Source organism: Acetomicrobium mobile, assembly GCF_937920065.1.
Map to the genome: position 1 here is coordinate 1 of NZ_CALETC010000179.1, position 21807 is coordinate 21807.

The 21807-nt window shown below is 44.2% G+C and carries 19 protein-coding genes and 1 tRNA gene; 1 reads left to right on the forward strand and 19 read right to left on the reverse strand.

Annotated features, from left to right (window positions below):
• The 17 genes from Q7P41_RS06980 to Q7P41_RS07060 all read right to left on the reverse strand — a co-directional run.
• Positions 1 to 337, reverse strand: a 337-nt coding sequence (locus Q7P41_RS06980; protein ID WP_303883101.1) for a kinase/pyrophosphorylase, incomplete at its 3' end; no start/stop codon positions are given.
• Between the two features lie 14 nt (positions 338 to 351).
• Complete coding sequence (gene glyS, locus Q7P41_RS06985; RefSeq protein ID WP_303883103.1) at positions 352 to 2421, reverse strand: glycine--tRNA ligase subunit beta; 2070 nt, start codon at positions 2419 to 2421, stop codon at positions 352 to 354.
• A 28-nt stretch (positions 2422 to 2449) separates the two neighbouring features.
• Positions 2450 to 3331, reverse strand: coding sequence for a glycine--tRNA ligase subunit alpha (locus tag Q7P41_RS06990; protein WP_303883104.1), 882 nt, complete (start codon positions 3329 to 3331; stop codon positions 2450 to 2452).
• A gap of 43 nt (positions 3332 to 3374) precedes the next feature.
• On the reverse strand, positions 3375 to 4076 hold the full coding sequence (recO, locus tag Q7P41_RS06995) for a DNA repair protein RecO (RefSeq protein WP_303883105.1): 702 nt from the start codon (positions 4074 to 4076) through the stop codon (positions 3375 to 3377).
• 40 nt (positions 4077 to 4116) lie between these two features.
• On the reverse strand, positions 4117 to 5424 hold the full coding sequence (locus Q7P41_RS07000) for a hemolysin family protein (protein ID WP_303883106.1): 1308 nt from the start codon (positions 5422 to 5424) through the stop codon (positions 4117 to 4119).
• Between the two features lie 5 nt (positions 5425 to 5429).
• Positions 5430 to 5927, reverse strand: coding sequence for an rRNA maturation RNase YbeY (ybeY, locus tag Q7P41_RS07005; RefSeq protein WP_303883108.1), 498 nt, complete (start codon positions 5925 to 5927; stop codon positions 5430 to 5432).
• 22 nt (positions 5928 to 5949) lie between these two features.
• On the reverse strand, positions 5950 to 7974 hold the full coding sequence (locus tag Q7P41_RS07010; RefSeq protein ID WP_303883109.1) for an HD family phosphohydrolase: 2025 nt from the start codon (positions 7972 to 7974) through the stop codon (positions 5950 to 5952).
• Positions 7937 to 8965 (reverse strand): PhoH family protein, encoded by a 1029-nt coding sequence (locus tag Q7P41_RS07015; protein WP_303883111.1) that lies wholly within the window; start codon positions 8963 to 8965, stop codon positions 7937 to 7939. Before Q7P41_RS07015 ends, Q7P41_RS07010 begins: the two co-directional genes overlap by 38 nt.
• A 26-nt stretch (positions 8966 to 8991) precedes the next feature.
• Positions 8992 to 9234 carry a NifU family protein gene (locus tag Q7P41_RS07020; protein ID WP_303883112.1) on the reverse strand — a complete coding sequence of 81 codons (243 nt, stop codon included), beginning with the start codon at positions 9232 to 9234 and terminating at the stop codon, positions 8992 to 8994.
• 34 nt (positions 9235 to 9268) lie between these two features.
• Complete coding sequence (locus Q7P41_RS07025) at positions 9269 to 10720, reverse strand: pyruvate carboxylase subunit B (RefSeq protein ID WP_303883114.1); 1452 nt, start codon at positions 10718 to 10720, stop codon at positions 9269 to 9271.
• 6 nt (positions 10721 to 10726) lie between these two features.
• Positions 10727 to 11545, reverse strand: coding sequence for a nucleoside triphosphate pyrophosphohydrolase (mazG, locus tag Q7P41_RS07030; protein WP_303883115.1), 819 nt, complete (start codon positions 11543 to 11545; stop codon positions 10727 to 10729).
• On the reverse strand, positions 11524 to 14673 hold the full coding sequence (gene mfd, locus Q7P41_RS07035) for a transcription-repair coupling factor (protein ID WP_303883116.1): 3150 nt from the start codon (positions 14671 to 14673) through the stop codon (positions 11524 to 11526). The genes mazG and mfd overlap by 22 nt, the downstream gene beginning before the upstream one ends.
• 6 nt (positions 14674 to 14679) lie before the next feature.
• Complete coding sequence (gene pth / locus Q7P41_RS07040; RefSeq protein WP_303883117.1) at positions 14680 to 15258, reverse strand: aminoacyl-tRNA hydrolase; 579 nt, start codon at positions 15256 to 15258, stop codon at positions 14680 to 14682.
• A 9-nt stretch (positions 15259 to 15267) separates the two neighbouring features.
• Positions 15268 to 15948, reverse strand: a complete 681-nt coding sequence (locus tag Q7P41_RS07045; RefSeq protein WP_303883118.1) for a 50S ribosomal protein L25 — start codon at positions 15946 to 15948, stop codon at positions 15268 to 15270.
• Between the two features lie 144 nt (positions 15949 to 16092).
• Positions 16093 to 17061 (reverse strand): ribose-phosphate pyrophosphokinase, encoded by a 969-nt coding sequence (locus Q7P41_RS07050; protein WP_303883119.1) that lies wholly within the window; start codon positions 17059 to 17061, stop codon positions 16093 to 16095.
• The gene (gene glmU, locus Q7P41_RS07055) at positions 17061 to 18464 is read right to left on the reverse strand and encodes a bifunctional UDP-N-acetylglucosamine diphosphorylase/glucosamine-1-phosphate N-acetyltransferase GlmU (RefSeq protein ID WP_303883120.1); all 1404 of its coding nucleotides are present in this window, start codon (positions 18462 to 18464) and stop codon (positions 17061 to 17063) included. The genes Q7P41_RS07050 and glmU overlap by 1 nt, the downstream gene beginning before the upstream one ends.
• A gap of 67 nt (positions 18465 to 18531) precedes the next feature.
• A tRNA-Gln gene (locus Q7P41_RS07060) sits at positions 18532 to 18607 on the reverse strand.
• Between the two features lie 161 nt (positions 18608 to 18768).
• On the opposite strand from Q7P41_RS07060, the gene Q7P41_RS07065 reads away from it, so the two are divergent.
• Entirely contained in the window at positions 18769 to 19185 is a 417-nt protein-coding gene (locus Q7P41_RS07065; protein ID WP_303883121.1) for a Fur family transcriptional regulator, read from the forward strand.
• A 334-nt stretch (positions 19186 to 19519) separates the two neighbouring features.
• Here the strand turns inward: Q7P41_RS07065 and galU are convergent, their stop codons facing one another.
• Positions 19520 to 20389, reverse strand: coding sequence for a UTP--glucose-1-phosphate uridylyltransferase GalU (galU, locus tag Q7P41_RS07070; protein ID WP_303883122.1), 870 nt, complete (start codon positions 20387 to 20389; stop codon positions 19520 to 19522).
• Positions 20390 to 20404: 15 nt separating this feature from the next.
• The gene (gene glmM, locus Q7P41_RS07075; RefSeq protein WP_303883123.1) at positions 20405 to 21784 is read right to left on the reverse strand and encodes a phosphoglucosamine mutase; all 1380 of its coding nucleotides are present in this window, start codon (positions 21782 to 21784) and stop codon (positions 20405 to 20407) included.
• Positions 21785 to 21807 lie beyond the last annotated feature (23 nt).

The window sequence follows — 21807 nt, forward strand, 5'->3', positions numbered from 1 at the left end:
TCCTCCTCATGAGTCCAGGCGTCTCGCGTGGTGGAGATCCGATTCTTTTCTCCAAGGTTCCGAGTATGGGACCAAGTATGTCTATGAAATCGATATTCCTACGGCTTGCTTCTTTTGCGAGTAAATTGCGCAATTGATGATCTACTAAGGTGGCGATGATAAGAGCATCTTCATCTTGGGCTCGCCGTAGCACTTCCATCAGTCGATCTTGGTCATTGACGTACCTAAAGCGCACTAACTCGCTTGCCTTGCTACTAAACTGGCTGGTGGCGGCCTTTGCAACGTGCTCGGCCGTTTCGCCCGTGAAGTCTGACACAATAAAAATCCTCACACTCATTTTTCCCACCTGGTCTAGTCTCTGATGGCTCCAAGGTCTCCCACCAAATGAAATAATTTATTGCACTCATATAAAAGGGAGAGTCTATTTTGCCTGATCTCCGGATCTTCTGCCATTACAAGCACCTGATCAAAGAATTCGGATATTATCGGTTCAAGATCCAACAACAAGCTGATAATCTCTTTCCATCGATAGCTCTTGAGCGCACCACTTAGCTTTGGCGTTATCTCCTGGATTTTATGATATAGTTCCCTTTCTAAGTCATTCTGAAAGAAAGTTTCGTTAATTGCAGTCGGCACGAAGTTTGGGGCTTTGGCCAAGATGTTTCTGACCCTGACAGCAGCAGTAGCTAAGCGCTGAAACCATTCTTCGTTTCTGACGGATTCCAATTCTTCTGCCAATCTTACGACCTGCAAGGGCCTCTCGCCTATTACTGCCAATGCAAGCGAAACAACATCATGGGAGAATCCTTTTTCCCTTAACTGAACATACAATCTTTGCTTTAAAAACTCAATTACACGCATTGTTACCTCTGGCTCGCAATCTAAACTTTTAGCCGACAGGCTCACAAGATGACTCAGATCGACATCGATCCCAAGCCCCAGGATCAACTCGTTTAAACACCTTGCGGTCCTCCTAAGGGCGTAAGGATCCTGCGAACCGGTCGGAAGTAAATCCATCTTGCCACAAGACGCAATGTCATCAATTCTATCGGCTATGCCAACGATGGCACCAATAATATCCTTTGGCAAAACGTCGCCAACGAAGGCAGGAAGGTATTGCTCATACAAGGCTTGAGAGACTCGTTCGTGTTCGCCGTTGGCCTTGGCGTACTCCCTTCCCATCACGCCTCGAAGTTCTGGAAATTCATAAACCATATTGGTCACCAGGTCTGCTTTGGAAAGATATGCAGCTCTTTCTACCAAATCTGCTGTTTCTTTGTCATAACCCAGATGCTCGCACAAATGCAGGGCCAGCTCTTTGATCCTGGCTACTTTATCATACAAAGTTCCTAACGATTCTTGGTAGACGATGTTTTGTAGTTCGTTTACTCTCGCGGCTAAAGGTTTCTTTAAATCTTCATTATAGAAAAAGACCGCGTCTGATAATCTGGCCCTAAGAACCCTTTCATTACCCTCTTTAACAACTTCCATATCGGTAGCCCTGTTGTTGCTGATGCCAACAAAGGCCGGCTTCAATTTCCCTCCGTCATCTTTTAGGGGAAAATACTTTTGATGATGGATCATGACCATTATTAAGACTTCTTCAGGAAGCGATAAGAAGCCTTCATCGAATGTGCCAATAAAGGGAACTGGATATTCCACTAAAAAAACGTTTTCGTCCACCAGATCGGGGGGCAGCATGGCTTTAACATGATGCTCCCTTTCAACTGACGCAATTCCAGATAAGATTTTTTCTTTTCTCTTTGCTTGATCGACAATTACATAATTATCATATAACTTCTCAAAATATTCGTTCGATGAGTTTATCTCAACCCTGCTCGAACCCATAAATCTATGACCACGCGTCACCTTGTCTCCCCTTAGATTCCCCAATTCCATGGGTACTACTTCATTACCGTAAAGACATAAAAGCCAGCGTATAGGCCTCACGAACCTGAGGTTGGGCTCTCTCCAATACATATTTTTAGGAAAAACTAAATGCCTTACCAGGCGACCTAATAAATCGGGTAATATTAAAGTCGTATCTTTGCCCTCTTGCCTGATCACGGCAAAAGCGTAAAGTTGACCATTGACTTCTTCTTTTTTCAGCGATTCTACCGGAACGCCGCGACTTTTTGCAAAGCCCAAGGCTGCCCTGGTTGGGTTGTTATAAACGTCGAACGCCTGGTTCCATAGAGGTCCTTTTATCTCTTCTACGAGATCTTCCTGTTTCTCCTGCAATCCTTTTACGTGAATGACAATACGCCTTGGAGTTCCAAAGCTTTCTATGACATTATAGCCCAAGCGCTCCTTTTGAAATTCTTCCGCAGCCAATTCCTTGATCTTCTCCAAAGCCCACGGCATAAATCGAGCGGGTATCTCTTCAGTGCCAATCTCAAACAGTAAATCTCTTGTTCCCATGATAGCGATCCTCCTGACTGGCTAAAACTTAGCAATGTTGGAATTTTTCCATAAAAGGATAACCTGCCGCTTCGCGTTGACCCAGATATTTCTCACAACACATGGACGCAACGGCCCTAACCCTGCTTATAAAGCCTGTCCTTTGGGTGACGCTAATGGCATTCCTTGCGTCGAGCAAGTTAAAGGTGTGAGAACACTTCAATACGTAATCATAAGCCGGTAAAACTAAACCTTTTTCTGCAAGACGCTTCGCTTCTGCTTCGTACATATTGAACAGTTCAAAGAGCATATTAACATTGGCTTCATCAAAGTTATACGTAGAATGTTCCACTTCTCCTCTGTAATGTATATCACCGTAGGTGATATCTCCAACCCAACGTAAATCGAACAAACTGTCAACTTTTTGTACAAACATGGCTATGCGCTCTATTCCGTATGTTAACTCCACCGGGACGACATCCATGTCGATACCGCCTACTTGTTGAAAATAAGTAAATTGTGTTATTTCCATCCCATCGAGCCAAACTTCCCAACCCAATCCCCACGCTCCAATGGTCGGAGACTCCCAGTCATCCTCCACAAACCTGATGTCGTGATCCGCGGGATCGATGCCTAAAGCTTCTAGGCTTTTAAGGTATATATCCTGTACATCGTCTGGAGCCGGCTTAATTATCACCTGATATTGATAATAATGTTGCAATCTGTTAGGGTTCTCGCCGTAACGTCCATCCGTTGGACGCCTGCAAGGTTCCACATAAGCGACCCTCCACGGTTCTGGACCTAAAACCCTCAATGTGGTCGCAGGATTCATGGTGCCTGCTCCCACTTCGATGTCATAGGGCTGTTGAATCAAACAGCCCTGTGTCGCCCAAAAGCGTTCTAACCTGAAAATAACCTCTTGGAGGTTCACGAAAATTCCCCCTATCCTGCTTAATGTTCGCTAATTTATATTTTTAAGTTAAGCTTCGTTCCAAGATGTTCTTTAACTTTTCATTATAAAGTGCATAGTTTGCTTTTGACTTTTTCTTTTGAGTCCATTCAACCAAATTTTTTCGAGAAAGCATGACTACAGTAATTAGCTCTCTCAATATTTCGCACGAAATTGCTTCACCATTTTTGGGATGACAACGCTCGCAAAGGAGAACATCTTCATCCCACCAGGCTTTTACAAGTTTTTTGCCGCACGAAGCGCACCTAGAGATGTCGGGAGCCAATCCCCACCTTTTTGTCCATCTGTAAAGAAAACGCCACTCAACGAGACCCTCTTCCACATCCCTTTCAAGTAGGTATAGGGAATCGTAGAAAATGATCAATACATCGTTGCAAGGATGCGCGGGTAGCAAATATTTGACCAGGAGGCGAGCCCAAATCATGGCCCTTTCAAGCTTATCGGGCTTTGTTCTTATTCCCCAATGATCCTCTTTTACCTCGACCTCGCGCAAGTATAATTGATTTGGACTCCTGTAACAACCAAAGTATCCCCATATCAAGGGTTCCGTAGCCCCGCCAAATCTCCTCTTGCCACGAGCTGCTCCTGGAGCAACAACCCACAAAGGGCCACAATCTCGAAAGAACACGTATAATCTTATGTCTCCTTCGTTCGTTTCATACCTTCGCAAGACTACCCCTGTCAACTTACAGTATCCCTGTCTCATAGATAGGTCGCCAAATTTCCTAATCTTTCAAATGTCTGGCTCAAGATTCAACGGGCTCCCTCCCGTTACTTTTCTCAGTCTCGTTGTCTGCTTCTGGAATCTTGCTCAATTTAAGTTTTTTTACCCTACGCTGATTGACCTCCAAAACCTTTATAACCCACTCTCCATAGGTAAAGGATTCGCTGGGAAGCGGAAATCTTCCGAAATGACTCAGGACAAACCCGCCAGCAGTATCGGCGTCCTCGCATTCAAAGGGATAGTCGAGATATTCGCTCAAATCTTCAAGGTTTACAAGTCCATCTACGATGTAAACTCCCTCCGATTCTTCATATATGGATGGCATTTCGGCATCATATTCGTCCTGTATTTCTCCGACTATCTCTTCAAGTAAATCTTCCATGGTGATCAATCCTGCGGTTCCCCCGTATTCATCGACAAGTATAGCCATGTGAACCCGCTTGGCCCTCATGGCATCGAAGAGATCACTTATCTTTATGCTCTCGGGAACAAACATGGCTTCTCTCACGTATTTGGCAACAGGGTCATCATAATTTCCTTTATAAAGCGGAACTATGATGTCCTTTACGTATAAAATACCCTTTATATGATCGATATCCCCTTCATACACGGGTACCCTGGAATGTCCATGCTGACTAAAGATTTCTATGGATTCTCCTATGGTAGTGGTGCTGGGAATTGCCACCATGTCCATCCTCGGCACCATGACCTGATAGGCTCTGGTGTCTTCGAAGGATATTATGCCCTTAATCATGCGCCTTTCATCATCTTCTATTGCCCCAGTGGCTTCTCCTATCTTGAGCATCTCTTCGATGTCCTCTCTAGTCATAAAGGCACGTTGTAAGGACAAATCGACGTGGATTACTTTCCCCAAAATTTTGGTTATCAAAGTAACGATCCACACTAGCGGAGAAAGGATCAACCAGACTAACCTAAGAAAGGGCAAAAAGAGTGATACTACTTTTTCAGCATGAGAAATAGCGAGGGTCTTAGGAAGAATCTCGCCAAATATTAAGATCAGAAATGTCATTACAAGGATTGCAACTGGCAATCCCTTATCCCCAAAAAGATACACGGCAACTGATGTAGCTACAGCGCTAGCAGCGATGTTGACCAAATTGTTTCCAATCAGCGTAACGGTTAAAGCCCGATGAATATCCTCGACTAGCCAAGTTATAGATTTGGCTTTGCCTGGAGGCTTCTTTTCTTTAATTGCAAGCAGCTTACCCTTTCCCGTCGCCGTTATTGAGGTTTCCGAGGCGGAAAAAAACCCCGACAGTATCAGACAAAAAAGTAGCAAATAGATACTACTGGGCAGATCGGTATCCACCTTTATTATCGCCCTCCCTTTATATAATTTTTATATTTCTCTTGTTTTTTCCACATGATTGCTTCTTGTTCCTCGGTAGTATGGTCATACCCCAGCAAATGAAGTAGCCCGTGAATGTAAATCAACACGATCTCTTCTTCGGGCTCTTTCTCTGAAGCTCGAGCAAAGTCGATCACAACTCGGGGACAGATTACAATATCGCCCAAAGCCACTTCATCCCAGTCCTTTGAAGGCAGCAAAAATCTACCATCCTCTTCTTCCCATAAGGGAAAGGAAAGAACATCGGTTGGTTCATCGATACCTCGGTATTGCTCGTTCAATTCTAACATCTCATCGGGTTCCACGAAGGTCAAAGATACCTCTATTGACTTTATGTCGTGTTTTTCCTCCAACTCCTCCTCGAGGACTTTAGCTGTTAATTTTTCCAGTTCCTGCAAGAAGACGGGCTTCCCAATCACACGCTCGAGAAGTTCCTCGCCCTTGATATCCAGCCTTACTTCCAATATACCACCTTCTCCTTAATGGTCATATTTTCTCCTTTATCTGCCTAGTATGATACATGGACATCAACGTCGCAACGAAGGCCTCTTGTATCTCCTTAAGATCCTTCATCGTCAAGTCAACTTCATCCAGCTGGCCTTCCCGTTTTTTTGCTTCTATAACTTGTCTTACGGTGTCGTCAAGGGCTGCCACACTTAAAACCGATAGCCCTAGGGCGCGCACCGCTGCTTCAACTGAATCGGCAAGCATCAACAAGGCTGTCTCCCTCGAGCGCGGTTTAGGACCAGGATAGCAATACTGTGCCTTATCAACTTCATCCCCACTTTCTTTTGCCTTATTATAAAAGTAAGATAAGCAGGTCGTACCGTGATGCTCGCTAATAAAGTCTATCATTACACCGGGAAGTCCATATTCCTTTGCAAGGTTTATGCCCTCTTGAACATGAGACAATATCACAAGAGCAGATAGAGGCGGAGAAAGCGTGTCATGTATATTTTCTCCTTCTATCTGATTTTCTATGAAGTACTGCGGCCTTTTAAGTTTACCGATATCGTGATAATAAGCACCACCCCGAACTAAAAGGGAATTGGCACGTATTTGCTCGGCTGCAGCTTCAGCCAATGTACTCACCATCATAGAGTGGTGATAGGTACCTGGAGCTTCAACTTGCAAACGTTTTAGCAACACGTTGCTTGGATGAGTAAGCTCCATCAACTTAATAGGAGATACCACGTCAAATGTCATTTCAAGCATAGGAAGCAACAATACAAATGCCCCTCCAAGGATTAGTAATAACATTAATAGGAACAGCACATCGGGAATTGTCGGTGCGTGATAAAAAACCCAGCTGAACACATACCATAATGCTACCGCTCCAAATCCAATGGCTTGCACTTTTAAAAAAGCTTTAGCACGTGTAGTGGGTCTTTCCTTAAAGATCGCGTGTGCCAATACCGTTATCAGCACAACAAGTAGCATGGAATACAAATAGGCGAAGGAATTAACATAGCTTATCATGACCCCTAGCAATCCTCCGCTTAACCCCAAATAAAAGGCGCTTATATTGGGCAATGTCAAATAACCCCAACCCACTATTGGCAAAATACCGATTCCGCTATATAGGGGATTTAATCTAGCTACACTAAATTGAATCAGCCAACCAAAAACCAGTAAAGAGGCAAAATACAGCATCTTAACTTTAGGGGCTTCTTTCCACTCCTGCAGTTCGGTATATCGGTGCAAAAAGGACCAAAGAAACACCATAAAAAGCAGCATAGCTGCTTGCATCCAGGGAAAACGCTTTTCGAAATAGCCTTGCGACTTAAGGATTTCGGCAATCTCGGGCGTAACTATATCACCTTTTTCCACCAACAATGTGCCCGGTTGAAGGATTCTTTCTATGGGCTCGACACTTGATTTGTAAAACTCCCTGATTAAAGAAGTTGCTTCATCATCAGTATCGACAACGATGGCAAAAAGATAGCTCAATATTTGGTATGCAACATTTTGATCGGCGATCGGCAAATCTGCCTCGGCAAGATATCTCCAAAGATCTAATTTAAGATCGACCTTATCGACACCATAGTTATCCGAACTTAAGAGGTGCAATCCGACATCACGTGTCACGTTTAAGACACGCTCTCTTTTAGGGGAGGGTAACGTGCTCAATATATTCGCTAATCCACCCGGCAAATAAAGCCAAGATGATGGATTATCGATATCCTCGAGCAATGCCCTGACTATGGGAGTGAGTGAAATGTCACGAACCACAACGCCCATTACTCTAGATGCTAAATTTTCTTTCAATTGTTCAGTTGCTTTCTCATCCAAATAAATAATATTCGACAATACATAATAATCTCTTGGGGATGGAAGGCCAACTTCAAACCCTTTGTTAGCCACGTCCAACCTCCATCCCCAAAAGAATAAAATTCCTACAACTGTCAAAATAAAGAAACGCAAAAGCCACTCTAAGCGCAAAGAACTCTGAGATAAGGCGATAGCTACTCTCTTAGGGTAGCTCCTGGTCGTCCCTCTTCTTTTTTTCATAAATTTCATAGGCCTCAACTATCCTCTGCACCATCTCGTGTCGCACCACATCATAGTTGGTTAAAAACACGAATTCAATGCCCGGGATACCTTCCAAGACACCTTGAATTACTTTAAGGCCTGACTCTTTCCCAGGGGGTAAGTCAATTTGCGTTATGTCTCCTGTCACAACCACTTTGGAACCAAATCCCATTCTGGTCAAAAACATCTTCATTTGTTCCGGTGTCGTATTTTGAGCTTCGTCCAATATTATGAAGCTGTCGTTTAACGTCCTTCCCCGCATATAGGCTAACGGCGCCAGTTCTATGACATTTTTTTCAAGATGCCTCATGAATCTTTCCGGGGATAATAACTCGAAGAAAGCATCGTATAAAGGTCTCAAGTAAGGTTCAACCTTCTCTTTTACGTCACCTGGCAAAAAACCAAGCCGCTCCCCTGCCTCCACAACAGGCCTTACTAAAACAATCCTGCTTACAACGGATGCCTTTAAAGCCGCAACTGCCATGGCTACGGCCAAATAAGTTTTACCCGTACCGGCTGGGCCTATTGCAAAAACCACTTCGTTGCGTCTAATTGCTTCAATATATTTTTTTTGTCCGGCCGTTCTAGGCCTCACCGGTTTTCCCCTCGAAGTGATGTATATGACCTCTTCATAAAGAGAAAGTAAATCGACCTTGCCGCCCTCGCCCAGTATATTCATTCCGTATTTTACTTCGGCGGGCGTAAGTCTATAGCCCTTTTCAGCTACCTCTGCCAATTGTCCAAGAAATTTGGCAACTAGCTTAACCACTTCGATATCGGGACCGTGAACCTGTATTTCGTCTCCTCTAACCGTTATCCGAACAGGAAATCTTTCTTCTACGGCACGAATGTTCTCGTCCCTTTGGCCTAAGATTTTTTCTAATACTTTCTCATCTGCCACGACCAGAATTTCGGGCGAGGAATCTTCACGACTTTGTACTCCACCTTTAGAATTAAATGAACCCGTCAAGGATAAAAAAATTCCCTCCCTTAAGGTTAGTCAACGCTTTCCACGGACTTCACTGCGTCAGGAAAGCGTCCCTTCAAGACATTTTCCACCTGAAATCGCAACGTCTCCCTGGCAAAAGGGCACCCTCCACAGGCGCCAGTCAAACGAACAAGGACCTTTTTCTCTTTCTCATCATAGCTAACGAACTCTATGCCCCCACCATGAGACATCAAAGCAGGCTTTATATCCTTTTCTATAATTTCAGTTATGCTTTTTTGCGCTTGTAGCACAACTCATTACCTCCTTTATCGTTAATAATCTGATCTACACCGGATAAGCTACCCCTTCAACGGGTTCTTCAAAACCTACATCCCTCTTTAACGTCCTTGCGAATTTTCTCACAAGGAAATCCCTAGCAACGTTGGGAAATAGTGCGTAAGTTAAAACATCTTCAGGCTGCAAAATCCAAGGCTTTATCGCCTCGCGAGCTTCCTCTAAACCAGGCTCCAAAATTTCACCGGGCCTGCAGGTAATTGGCTCTTCGTCTCCAACTACCTTCACGGCTATTTCCGGATCGACTTGTGCCGGAGGCCTGCCATAATAACCCAGAAAGTACATTTTAACTTCATTGGGCACTATATGCCACCTTTTACCCACGAGGACATTTAAAGTAGCTTGAGTACCAACCAGTTGGCTAGTTGGAGTTACCAAAGGAGGATATCCCATCTCGCGACGGACCTTAGGCACTTCCCTAAGGACTTCCTCAAGCTTGTCAAGGGCGTTTTGTTCTTTTAATTGGCTTACCAGATTGGAATACATTCCACCAGGAATCTGATATATCAGGACGTTAATATCAACTCCCGTAAGGCCTACTATTAGGTCTTTGTTTTTCTCTCTAACTTCTTTAAAGTGGTTGGCTATCGGAACCAGATCTTGTAATTCGATCTCAGTATCGTATATGGAATCTTTTAGAGCTGCTACCATCGATTCTGTAGGCGGTTGGCTGGTTCCCATGGCGAAGGGTGAAATTGCACAGTCAATTATATCAGCTCCAGCTAAAACAGCTGCTAAATAGGCCATCGAGCCCATTCCGCTCGTGTAATGAGTGTGAACGTGCACGGGCAAGTCGCACTTTTCCTTAATAGCTCTAACCAGCCGGTAAGCGACAACGGGAGAGAGCAATCCCGCCATATCCTTGATGCATATTGAATCAGCCCCCATATCCTTCATTTCAAGGGCAAGGTTCGCAAAAGATTCTAGAGTATGTACGGGGGAAATAGTGTAACAAATGGAAAGCTGTAAATGAGCTCCTTCTTTCTTCACCTGGTCGGCAGCTACTTCCATATTTCTCAAGTCATTTAAGGCGTCAAAAACACGAATTATATCGAGGCCGTTTCCAACGGCTCTTTTCACGAATTCTCGAACGACATCATCGGGATAGTGTTTATAGCCAACTAGATTTTGGCCACGTAGCAACATCTGAAGTTTCGTTTTTTTGACTACACGCCTCAATGCCCTCAGGCGGTCCCAAGGGTCCTCATCTAAGAATCGCATGGCTGCATCGAAAGTGGCGCCTCCCCACATTTCAAATGAGTAATATCCCACCTCATCCATCCTAGCTGCAATGGACAACATGTCCTTCGTCCTCATTCTGGTAGCCATCAACGATTGATGTGCATCCCTTAGCACAGTTTCTGTAACCAATATTTTCTTTCTTTTTCCTCCATTGCCTTTAATTTGCTCAGCAAATATGTCCAAGCCATCAGCGCTAATCATCCAAATTTAACCTCCTCGCGATTCTTCATTGAGCCTTTCTTTTGCAGATTGCCAAAGAACCTCCAGCTCGTCAAGTGTGTAATCACCCCAGCCGCGTCCACTTTCCTCTACGCTTTCCTCGATAAAACGAAACCTCTCTGAAAATTTTTCGTTAGCCCCTTGTAAAGCCTCTTCTGGGTTAACTCCCACATGTCTTGACAAGTTAGCTACAGCAAAGAATAAATCACCAATCTCTTCCTCAACGCTTTTCATGTCGCCCTCTTTTAAGGCCTCACGAAGCTCACTAATCTCTTCTTCTATTTTATCCCATAAAGGCTCGAGATTACCAGATTGCCAATCAAAGCCTGCTTTTGCAGCTCTTTCTTGAATAGCGTAAGCTTTAAGTAATGCCGGCATAGTTCGAGGAATGCCGGCTAATCGGGACTGGTCCTCCTTTTTTCGCTCTTTCAGTTTTATCATATCCCAATTGCGTCTGACTTCTTCGCTATCTAGCACGAAGGTATCGCCAAAAACGTGAGGATGTCTTCGCCTCAACTTATCGCACAAAGTATTTATAACATCTCCAATATGAAACCATTGATTCTCCGAGGCAATCTGAGCGACAAAAAGGACCTGCAAAAGCAAGTCGCCACACTCTTCGCATATGTTTCTTGCATCTTCGGCCTCTATTGCATCGATCAGTTCATAGGCTTCTTCAAGTATGTACTCTTTAAGCGTGCTCAAAGTTTGCTTCCTATCCCAGGGGCAACCGTCCGGAGCTCGCAGTCGAACCATTATATCTACAAGTTCTTCAAAACTCGCTCCTATATTGCGCTTCGATTCCATTCTTCGACCATCCCCTTACCGCACTCAAATGCAGCGATCATATACCCCACAAGGCGTTTTAGCCCACTGGCGCCGCCTGGTCCGCTGGCGCGGCTTTTGCTAATTATCCAGCAGGGCCTGCCACCGACCAACTGAAACAATCCCCCATCTTTTCCTTGCAAGACGATTTCTTTTGAATCAATCATTATTTCGTTTACCCGAAAATGGGGTAATCCCGCCCTCAATTTTGCAACGTTCAGCAGTAATTTAACTTCCTCAGGCAAGGATCCAAACCTGTCTACCAGTTCGCCTTCCAGGTCATCGATATCTTCAAAGCTTAAATCCCTGAGCAGTCTTCTGTACAAGGCTACCCTCAAGGAACCTTGCGGTATGTAGTACTCAGGAATACCCACGGGTATTCTTACGTCCACGTAAAGGCCTTCGATATCTTCCCCCTTTAAGCTTCTCATGGCATTTTCGATCAATTTATAATAAAGTTGAAACCCGATTTTTTCCACCTGGCCATGTTGCTCTACACCGAGCAAATTTCCTCCTCCTCGAATTTCGAGATCTCTCAAAGCCAACTTATATCCTCCGCCAAGTTGATTACATTCGGCTATAGCTTCAAGCCTTTGCATTGCTTCGCTAGTCAAAGGCTTATCTGCCGGATATAGCATGTACGCAAAGGCTTGCCTGCTCCTTCTGCCAACTCTACCGCGAAGCTGATGAAGTTGGGATAAACCAAACATATGGGCATTATCTACAATCAAGGTATTGGCTTTCGCTACATCCAGGCCACTTTCGATGATCGTTGTGCAAACAAGAACGTTAATCTCGCCTTTTAAAAACTTCATCATGGTCTTCTCCAGCTTACTTTTGGGAAGTTGTCCGTGAACTACGCCGATTTTAGCCTCAGGGACAAGCATTTGCAGACTTCGGGCACGCTTCATAATACCTTTAATGCGATCATGCACGAAAAAAACTCGACCATCGCGGGATATCTCCTTGAGGATCGCTTCTCTCACCAAACTGTCCTTCCAAGGCCCTACTACGGTAATGACAGGTTGTCTGTCCTTTGGCGGTGTGCTCAGAAGGGAAATATCCCTTATGCCAGATAGGGCCATATAAAGCGTTCTCGGTATAGGCGTAGCGGATATGGACAGGACATCGACCTCCGTTCGCATTTTCTTTAAAAACTCTTTTTGCCTTACGCCGAACCTATGCTCTTCATCTATTATTACCAACCCCAAATCCTTAAAGCGAACGTCACCCTGCAATAAGCGATGCGTTCCGATCAAGATATCAACCCGGCCTTCCATGGTATCTTTTAGTATCTTGCGCTGCTTGGCCTGCGTCTCAAAACGAGATAATCGCTCGACCCTTATGGGTATATCGCCTAACCTGGAAATGAAGTTTTCAAAGTGCTGTTCCGCAAGCAAGGTCGTCGGGATTAACACTGCGACTTGTTTCCCTCCCTCTACAGCCTTTATCGCAGCCCTCAAAGCAACTTCGGTTTTCCCAAAACCAACGTCTCCGACTAACACTCTGTCCATTGGGACAGGTTTTTCCATGTCACTTTTTATCTCTTCTATAGCCTTCAACTGGTCTGCCGTCTCTTCGTGAGGAAAGGTCCCTTCAAAATATTTGGCCATCTCCCCATCCTTTAGAAATGAATGGCCTCTTTTCATCTCTCTTAATGCATAGAGTGAAACGAGGTCTTCCGCTATTTTTTGAGCCTTTTCTTTAGCTTTTTGCAGAGTTCTTTTCCAAGATCGTTTGTCTAAACGATCTAACTGACGTTCTACTCCATAAATACCCTCATAAGGCGCTATCTTATAAAGTTGATATACAGGGACTAAAAGTCGCTTTTTATCACCATATTCCAAAATCAAATACTCCGATTTGCCCTCTTGGGTATCGACATAACTGACTCCCCTAAAAATTGCTACGCCATAATCTTCGTGTACGACGTATTGCCCAACCTCTAGGGACTCTTGCCAATCCAAGGGTGGTCGGTAGGTGTAATCCGATGCGAAAGGCTGTTCAATACCTGCAAGTGCTGACTGCGACAAGACCATATATTTGCCACTTATATCCATGAACCCGCCGCTTATTGACTGAGGAATGAATTCTACGCCAGTTTTATCTGCCCATTTCCCTAGATGATCCATATTTGCGTACAAACAAACCTTATAACCCTTAGCCTTCCATTTGCTCAAATAGGCATTGGCCTCTTCCAGTTTTCCTCTGAAAAAAGGTTCTTTTAATATATTAAAACGAAATGTAGCACCTTGAAGGAGAGAGGTGATCCTTATACGAGGCAATGACGCTATTGCCTTGTAAACTTCCTGCCATCGGGGTATAGGTGGCAATGAACGATCGTTATCGCACAGTTTGCACCAAAGCCAGCAATATATATCCGCCTGCGATTCTAATTCTTTGGGTTCAAAAAGGATTATCCTGCAATCCTCTGGGAGCATATCGAATGGAAATGCCGGCTTGCTCCCAAAAATGCGGTGTATCTCTATTTCTTGATGATGGGCCACGCTTTTTTGGGTTTCTGTGTCAAAAGCCCTAATGCTTGCTACCTCATCGTCAAAGAACTCCACCCTTATTGGATATTTGTAGAGCGGATCAAATAAGTCCACCAAACTCCCCCTGACCGAAAAATGACCAGGGATCCAAACCAAATCTACAGCCTCGTAGCCGCTGTTTTGAAGCCATCGAGCCAGATTGTCTCTGCCAATGGTTTCTCCAACCATTATGCTAAAGCTATCTTCGGCAAAAGAAAGGGGCGTCATCAGTGAACCGGGAGTCGTGATCAAAAGCTTTTTTATATCACCATCGCGCCATTTTCTAAAAGATTCTCCTCTGTTTACCCACAAAGCAGAATGTCCAACCTTATCCGACGATAAAGGCAACTCTTGCAAATAAATGATCTCCTCTTCGCCAAACAAGGCCTTCCAATCGAAGTAAAAGTCAAGGGCTTGCCCATTATCAGGAAATACAACTATGCTTTTAACAGTACAATCCCTGCATACCCAAGCTCTAGCCGCTCCCTTTGCCTGAAGGTAGAGAGCATCACCCCTTGTCCAATTTTTGAGATCAACATCCCAAACTTTATCAATGTATGCCTGCACTGTTAACATCCCATCCTAAAGGCCACTATTTACATATGAAATGGCACGTTCGATATCCAAGACAATCCAAGCAAGAACCGCCTTGGCAGCTCTTTCAAGAATCTCGGGCAAAGACTCCATTTCGTCCTCATCGAAAGAAGACAGAACAAAGGCGACCAAATCCTGGGCGGGCGTTTCTTTCCCGATTCCAACTCTAAGCCTCGGCACCTCCAGGGTGCCCAAGGCAGCGATTACAGAAGCCATCCCTTTGTGTCCGCCGGCGCTTCCCTTGGCTCGAAGTCGGAGTTTGCCAAAGGGCAAGTCTACATCGTCATAAATGATCAATATATCTGAAATGCCCACCTCCAGCTCCCTTGCCGCCTGAGCAACAGAACGACCACTCAAATTCATAAATGTCAAGGGCTTCAACAAGTACACCTTCTCATCCTCTACGTCGAAAGGCCCCCAAATCATGCCTCTATAGCGATATTCATAGCTAGCGCCGCTTTTTAATTTCTCTAGCAAGGAATCTACGACTAGCCAACCGATATTGTGCCTCGTCATAGCATATTCTACACCGGGATTACCAAGACCAACGCAAAGTCGCACGCCCACTCTAAATTCCTATTCCTCCTCTTCTTCCTCCTCTTCTTCAACGACACCCTTCTTGCCAATAACCTCTACTTCCATTTCTTCTTCAACCTCTTCTTCAACGGCTTCCTCGATCTCTTCAATGATTGGCTCAACGACCTGAACTATAGTCTCTTCAGGGTCAATTGAGATAACTGCACTTTCAGGTAGCTCAATATCGGACATCCGAACGCTATCGCCTATATCAAGCGCAGCGACATCCACATGTATCCCATCGGGTATCTCGCCAGGTAACACTTCCATCTCAATCTCGTACAGTGGTTGAACCAAAACCCCGCCTTTTTTAACCCCTATACAGTCATCTCTGTTCTCCAAAACTACGGGTACTGCTACAAGCACCTTATGACCCTTCAAAAGTTGATAGAAATCCACGTGAAGAATTTCCCTGCTCAAGGGATCTACTTGGAGATCTCTTATCAAGGCCGTTTCCGTCCTGCCATCAGGCAGGGTAACATTAAAGGCGTAAGTTCCCCAATGCGAGGATTGTAAATAGGGCAATACATCGTCGATACGAACCATGACGGGAATAGATTCCTTATAACCCGGCCCGTAAAAAATAGCCGGTAAATATCCTTCTTTACGCAACTTCTTTGCCTTATTTTTCCCCGTCTCTTTCCTAAGCTCTAATTTGATTTCAATGCTTCTAGCTGCCATATCAAATTCCCCCTAAACATTAAAATTATGACCCAATTGATATGCCATCGGCACAGCGATCTTAATCAATAAAAATAAGGACCATCTCAAAATCATAATAGTAATTGAAACTCAAATTCTACATTCATTAATGTAGATAGTTATTCATCGGAACAATATGCTAACAGAGTCGTTAGAATGAATTCTGCTTATGGCCTCAGCAAAGAGAGGAGCTATGGATAACAAGGTGATTTTATCCAACATTTTCTCTTCGGGCAATGGGATAGTGTCGGTCAAGACCACTTCTTCTATGGGAGAGTTTTTTAACCTTTCGATAGCCGGACCAGATAAAACTGCGTGCGTCGCGGCTGCATAAATCTTTTTCGCTCCCCTTTCAAACAACGCCTCAGCGGCTTTGACAACTGTACCGGCTGTATCTATTATGTCATCTATAAGTATCACTACTTTCCCCTCGACGTGTCCTATTATTTCCATGACATCACAATGATTTGCAATATCATAAGATCTTCTTTTATCTACAATGGCTAATTCCGTGTGCATTGGTTCGGCAAACCTCCTCGCCCTCACCACTCCACCTATATCCGGTGAGACGACTACTAAGTTGTTGGCTTCTATCTCGTCCTTTAATTTTTCCTGAAAGTAAGAGGCGAGCAAGGGAACTGCCGTGAGATGATCCACAGGGATATCGAAAAACCCTTGAATTTGCCCGGCGTGAAGATCCGCTGACACAACTCTGTCAGCCCCAGCTTTTTCAAGCAAATTCGCTACCAGCTTTGCCGTTATGGGTTCCCTACCCCGTGTCTTCCTGTCTTGTCTGGCGTATCCAAAATATGGTATCACTACGTTGATCTGATAAGCAGAAGCCCTCCTAAGGGCGTCCAAAAATATTAAAAGCTCCACGAGGTTTTCATTAGCCGGATAACATGTCGATTGTATAACATATACGTCGGCACCTCGAACACTTTCTTCTATAGAAATCCCTATTTCACCATCGGAAAATCTATAGATCTTCGATGCTGCCAATGGTATGTAAAGGCTTTCGCACACTTTCTGCGCAAATTCCGGGTGAGACTGCCCTGAAAAAATTTTCAGTTCTCTATCTTCAACAATCATCAAGACCGACCCCCATTATCGTTGTTGTTGATATTTTCCCTTCTCTTTTTCCATCCTAAAATGTTTCGCTGCCGCGCCCTGGCCAAAGCAAGCGCTCCCATTGGAACGTTTTGAGTAATTACAGAACCTGCCCCTGTCGTGGCATCGTCATCGAGCTCGACAGGTGCTACTAACATTGTATCGCTTCCAATGAAACAGCGGTTGCCTATTTTCGTTGGATGCTTTCTCTTTCCATCGTAATTACAAGTAATAGTACCAGCGCCTATGTTGGTGTCCTCGCCAATCGTGGCATCGCCTATGTAGGATAAATGGGGAACCTTACTTCCGCTTCCAATTTTGGAGTGTTTAATTTCAACGAACTTTCCAGCAAAGGACTTAGGGCCGATTTCCGTCTCATCCCGCAAATACGCGAAAGGCCCTACGATGGCGTTCTGTCGAACTACAGAACTTTCAATAACGACATGGGGATGAACAGAAACGCCGCTTTCGAGCTTGCTATCTTTTAATATAGAAAAACTGCCAATACTGCAGCGATCACCAACGCTAGTCTCGCCAAAGATTTGCACATAAGGAGCAAGATAGGCTTCACCTTCGAAGTCTACCCGGGGACCTATCCGCACCGTCTCAGGATCGGCACATTTGACTCCCTTTTCCATCCAGCGTTTTACGAGCAAGTCTCTCAACAGGTTGGTCGCGTAGGCCAATTGCAAAGGGTCATTGACCCCTAAAAATTCATCTTCACCGTCCATGGATAAAACCTCAACTCGCTCTTTGTCCTGCTGAAAAAGTTCAACTAAATCCGTAAGGTAATACTCTCCCTGTACATTTTTACATCTTAGCTCATTAATATATCTTTCTAAGGCAGCTGTCGAAAAGGCATAAATTCCGCTGTTCACCTCGTTGATTGCCAATTGATCCTCGGTCGCGTCCTTTTCTTCGACTATTCGAATCCCGCAATCGGACCTGATGACTCTGCCATATCCGGCAGGATCTGCAACTTTAAAACTAATGAAACTCAATGATGAATCGGACAAAAGATGGATTCTCATTAGTTGCTTGATCGACTCGCTCGTAATGAGAGGGACATCTCCAGGAAGGACTAACATATATTTGTAGTCTTTCCAAAAGTGAAAACCCGCTTTAACTGCATCTCCCGTGCCCTTTTGTTCCTTTTGCTCAATTATCGTAACTTGGGGCCATTCCTTCGTCAAATAATCGCTAACTTCCTGCTTTCCGTAACCCACCACCACCCCTATAGAAACACCTTCACACTCACTTAAAGTCCTCAAAGGATAAAAAAGCATCGGCTCGCATAAAATGGGTTGCATCACCTTTGCAGTAGCGCTTTTCATCCTCGTGCCCTTACCAGCGGCAAGAATCAATGCTCCCCATTCAGATTTCATTTTTTAATCCTCCCAATGCAATAAAGTGGGGGGAGCCATTCCTCCCCCCATTTATATACCACATATATGGCTGGGGTGGCAGGATTCGAACCTGCGAATCGCGGATCCAAAGTCCGCTGCCTTGCCAGCTTGGCTACACCCCATCGTAAGGCAAGTTGAATTATACATGAAATATTGACATCTTGTCCAGATCAAATCCAAGAATGCGATCTCATTTTTCTGTTCGACCGAAGGGAAATATTTCTCTTGCAAAATTACCTTTAAATAGTTATAAATTAAGTAACAAGCTGGGGGGGTATGGAAAATGTGGAGTATTGATGAAGTCTTAGAAAAACTTAAATCAAGGGGATATAAATTGACTGGCCAACGAAAGGCTATTATAGAAAAGTTGTGTGGGCGAAAGGATCACCCTACGGCAGAACAACTTTATAGCGAGCTACAAAAAAGTCACCCCGCCATATCTTTTGCTACTATTTATAGCACAGTGCAATTGCTAGCAGAGATGGGCTTCTTACAGATACTCACGATAGACGATAAAAAAACCCACTTTGATCCCACTCCGGAGACACATGCCCACTTTTTTTGCCAAAGGTGCGGATTGCTTGAAGACATTGATATGTCGCAAGAAGAAAGAGACACATTAAAACGCCTGAGTAAATACAGAGCGCGGAGCATGCAGGTTTACCTCTATGGATTATGCCATGAGTGCGATAAAAAGTAATGTAAAGCTTTTTTGTTACATTATTATAATACTAACACTCGCTTCGTCGGTCATCGCCATATTTGCGCAGAAGAAAGAAGCAAAATTCTTAAGAAGCATCTTTTGGGTTCTATTCTTCTTAATGATGGTTTTAAGTTTTTTGGTCCTGCTGGTCTTCGCCCCCTTTTACATAGCCATAGCTCCTTTGATACCTGTCGCCATGTACATTTATGTTTTAATGACCAGCCGTTTTCGCAACAATCACCAAGGAAGATGATAGGAAAATTGCTTTAATATCTTACACTTTTAAAAATATTATATTAAGAAGCCGTAAACTAGGCTACAAAAAACTCATTTATTCTTTATATTCTTCTTCCCGCAAAACTTCAAGAACCACTTCTTTCAATTCCGGGTCTTGAAGCCCCCTCTTTATAATCGATTTAAACCATCCCATTTTAGTACCGCAATCCAGGCGATCTCCGTCATACACTACTCCCCACAGTGGTTCTTCTCTCGCTAAACTTCTTAATGCATCTGTAAGTTGATATTCCCCTCCCTCTCCTCTATCGATGTTTCTAATATGAGCAAAGATGGTGGGAGACAGGATGTATCTTCCAATAATGGCCAAATCGCTAGGTGCCTTATCTTTGCTTGGCTTTTCTACTAAATCGTTAATTTGATACACATTGTCCGAATACAAACGAGCATCGACAATGCCATATCTTTCAGTTTCTTCATGGGGAACCCTTTCCAAAGCTATCACTGAGCCCCCCAGTTTCTCGCGGACATCTAGGAGCTGCCTTAGGACGGGTTTTGAGGATATAATAACATCGTCAGTCAATATAACGGCGAAGGGCTCGCTGCAAAAAGGTTCCGCGCAAAGTATGGCATGTCCCAATCCCAGGGGTTCCGGTTGTCTAACATAAGCAAAGTCAGCCAAAGAACTTATTGACAAAATTAAATTGTAGAGATCTTCCTTGTTGCGCTCCTTCAAGAACTGCTCTAACTCGTACGACCTATCGAAATAATCTTCCAGGGCCCTTTTGCCTCTTCCTGTTATGAATATTATTTGCCTGCATCCGGAGGCTACAGCTTCTTCGACCCCGTAATGAATCACAGGTTTATCAATTAGCGGCAGCATTTCTTTTGGTATCTCCTTAGTAACTGGCAAAAAGCGAGTTCCAAGGCCGGCTACAGGAAATAGACATTTACGAACCTCGGACATGAAAAGATGCCTCCCTCATGTAATTGTATTTTTGAGCTCTTCATCTATTATCTGAATTTGCAAAGCCAATTCTCGAGCTATCGATTTCAAATCCATATCTTTAGCCTCAAGTAAAATTCTCACCAATGGCTCCGTCCCCGAGGGTCTGACAAAGATGCGCCCATTTTCTCTTATCCTTTCCTCGCACTTTTTAAGACATTTTAAAAAGCCAGGATGTGATAGGATTTTTTCCTTGTTACGGACTTTAACGTTTTGTAAAAATTGAGGATAGGGAGAAAATTCATCGAAGAGTTCGTCCATTTTTAACCCGAGTTCATCGCAAGCCATGAGAAACATCAACGCGGTACACAGGCCATCGCCCGTCTGTACGTGATTTTTGATTATTATGTGACCCGATTGCTCTCCTCCAAGCAAGGAATTCGTTTTTTGCATCGTTTCGTAAACATAGCGATCACCCACGGAGCAACGATGAACGGCTATGCCCTCCTCTTTTAGATGCTCTTCCAAAGCCATGTTGCTCATGACAGTTACGACGACCCCATCTCCCAGGGCTCCCCTTTTGCAAAGCCATCTCGCCAAAACCCAAATTATCATATCTCCATCTATAACGCGACCTTTGCCATCTACGAACAAAACTCTATCGCCATCTCCGTCAAAGACAACGCCGAAATCTGCCTCCTGCCTCAAGACAGCTTCCCTTGCCGTATCGATGCACATTACTCCGACGCCTTCGTTGATGTTTAGACCATTTGGTTCGTCTCCCAAAAAAAATAGTTCCTTAGGTTTTAGGGCCGAAAAAACCAAACGTGCCGGCTCAATTACAGCGCCATTAGCACAATCAACAACCACTTTATATCGAGATAAAGACAATGAACTAGCTTTGGTAAGCATGTGCTTTGCATAACTATCCACCGCGTCACTTACTTCAACGACATGCCCTATAGATGCACCGGTGGGTCTCCATTCATCCAACATGGAGTCTCCCAGATACTCTTCAATGGATGCTTCATCGTCATCGCTCAACTTAACTCCATTGCGATCAAAAAATTTAATTCCGTTATACTCGGCTGGATTATGAGACGCGCTTATTACTACACCCCCTGCCGTGTTATAATGTCGTACTGCAAAGCTAACTCCCGCAGTGGGAATAACTCCTAAAATCAAGACATCAGTTCCGGCAGACATGAAACCTGCCTCAAGAGCGGATTGTAACATTTGGCAAGAAAGCCTCGTGTCCATCCCTATCGCAATTTTAGGTCTCGGCATTCCTCGTTCTGCCAAGAAAAGAGCATATGCTCTCGCCAAACGCAAAACCATCTCTGGAATCATGACTCCCTTATTGGCTACATCTCTCACTCCATCTGTTCCAAATAAACAGCGAATCTTTTTGTCCATCGGAAGTTCACTCCTATTTTGTT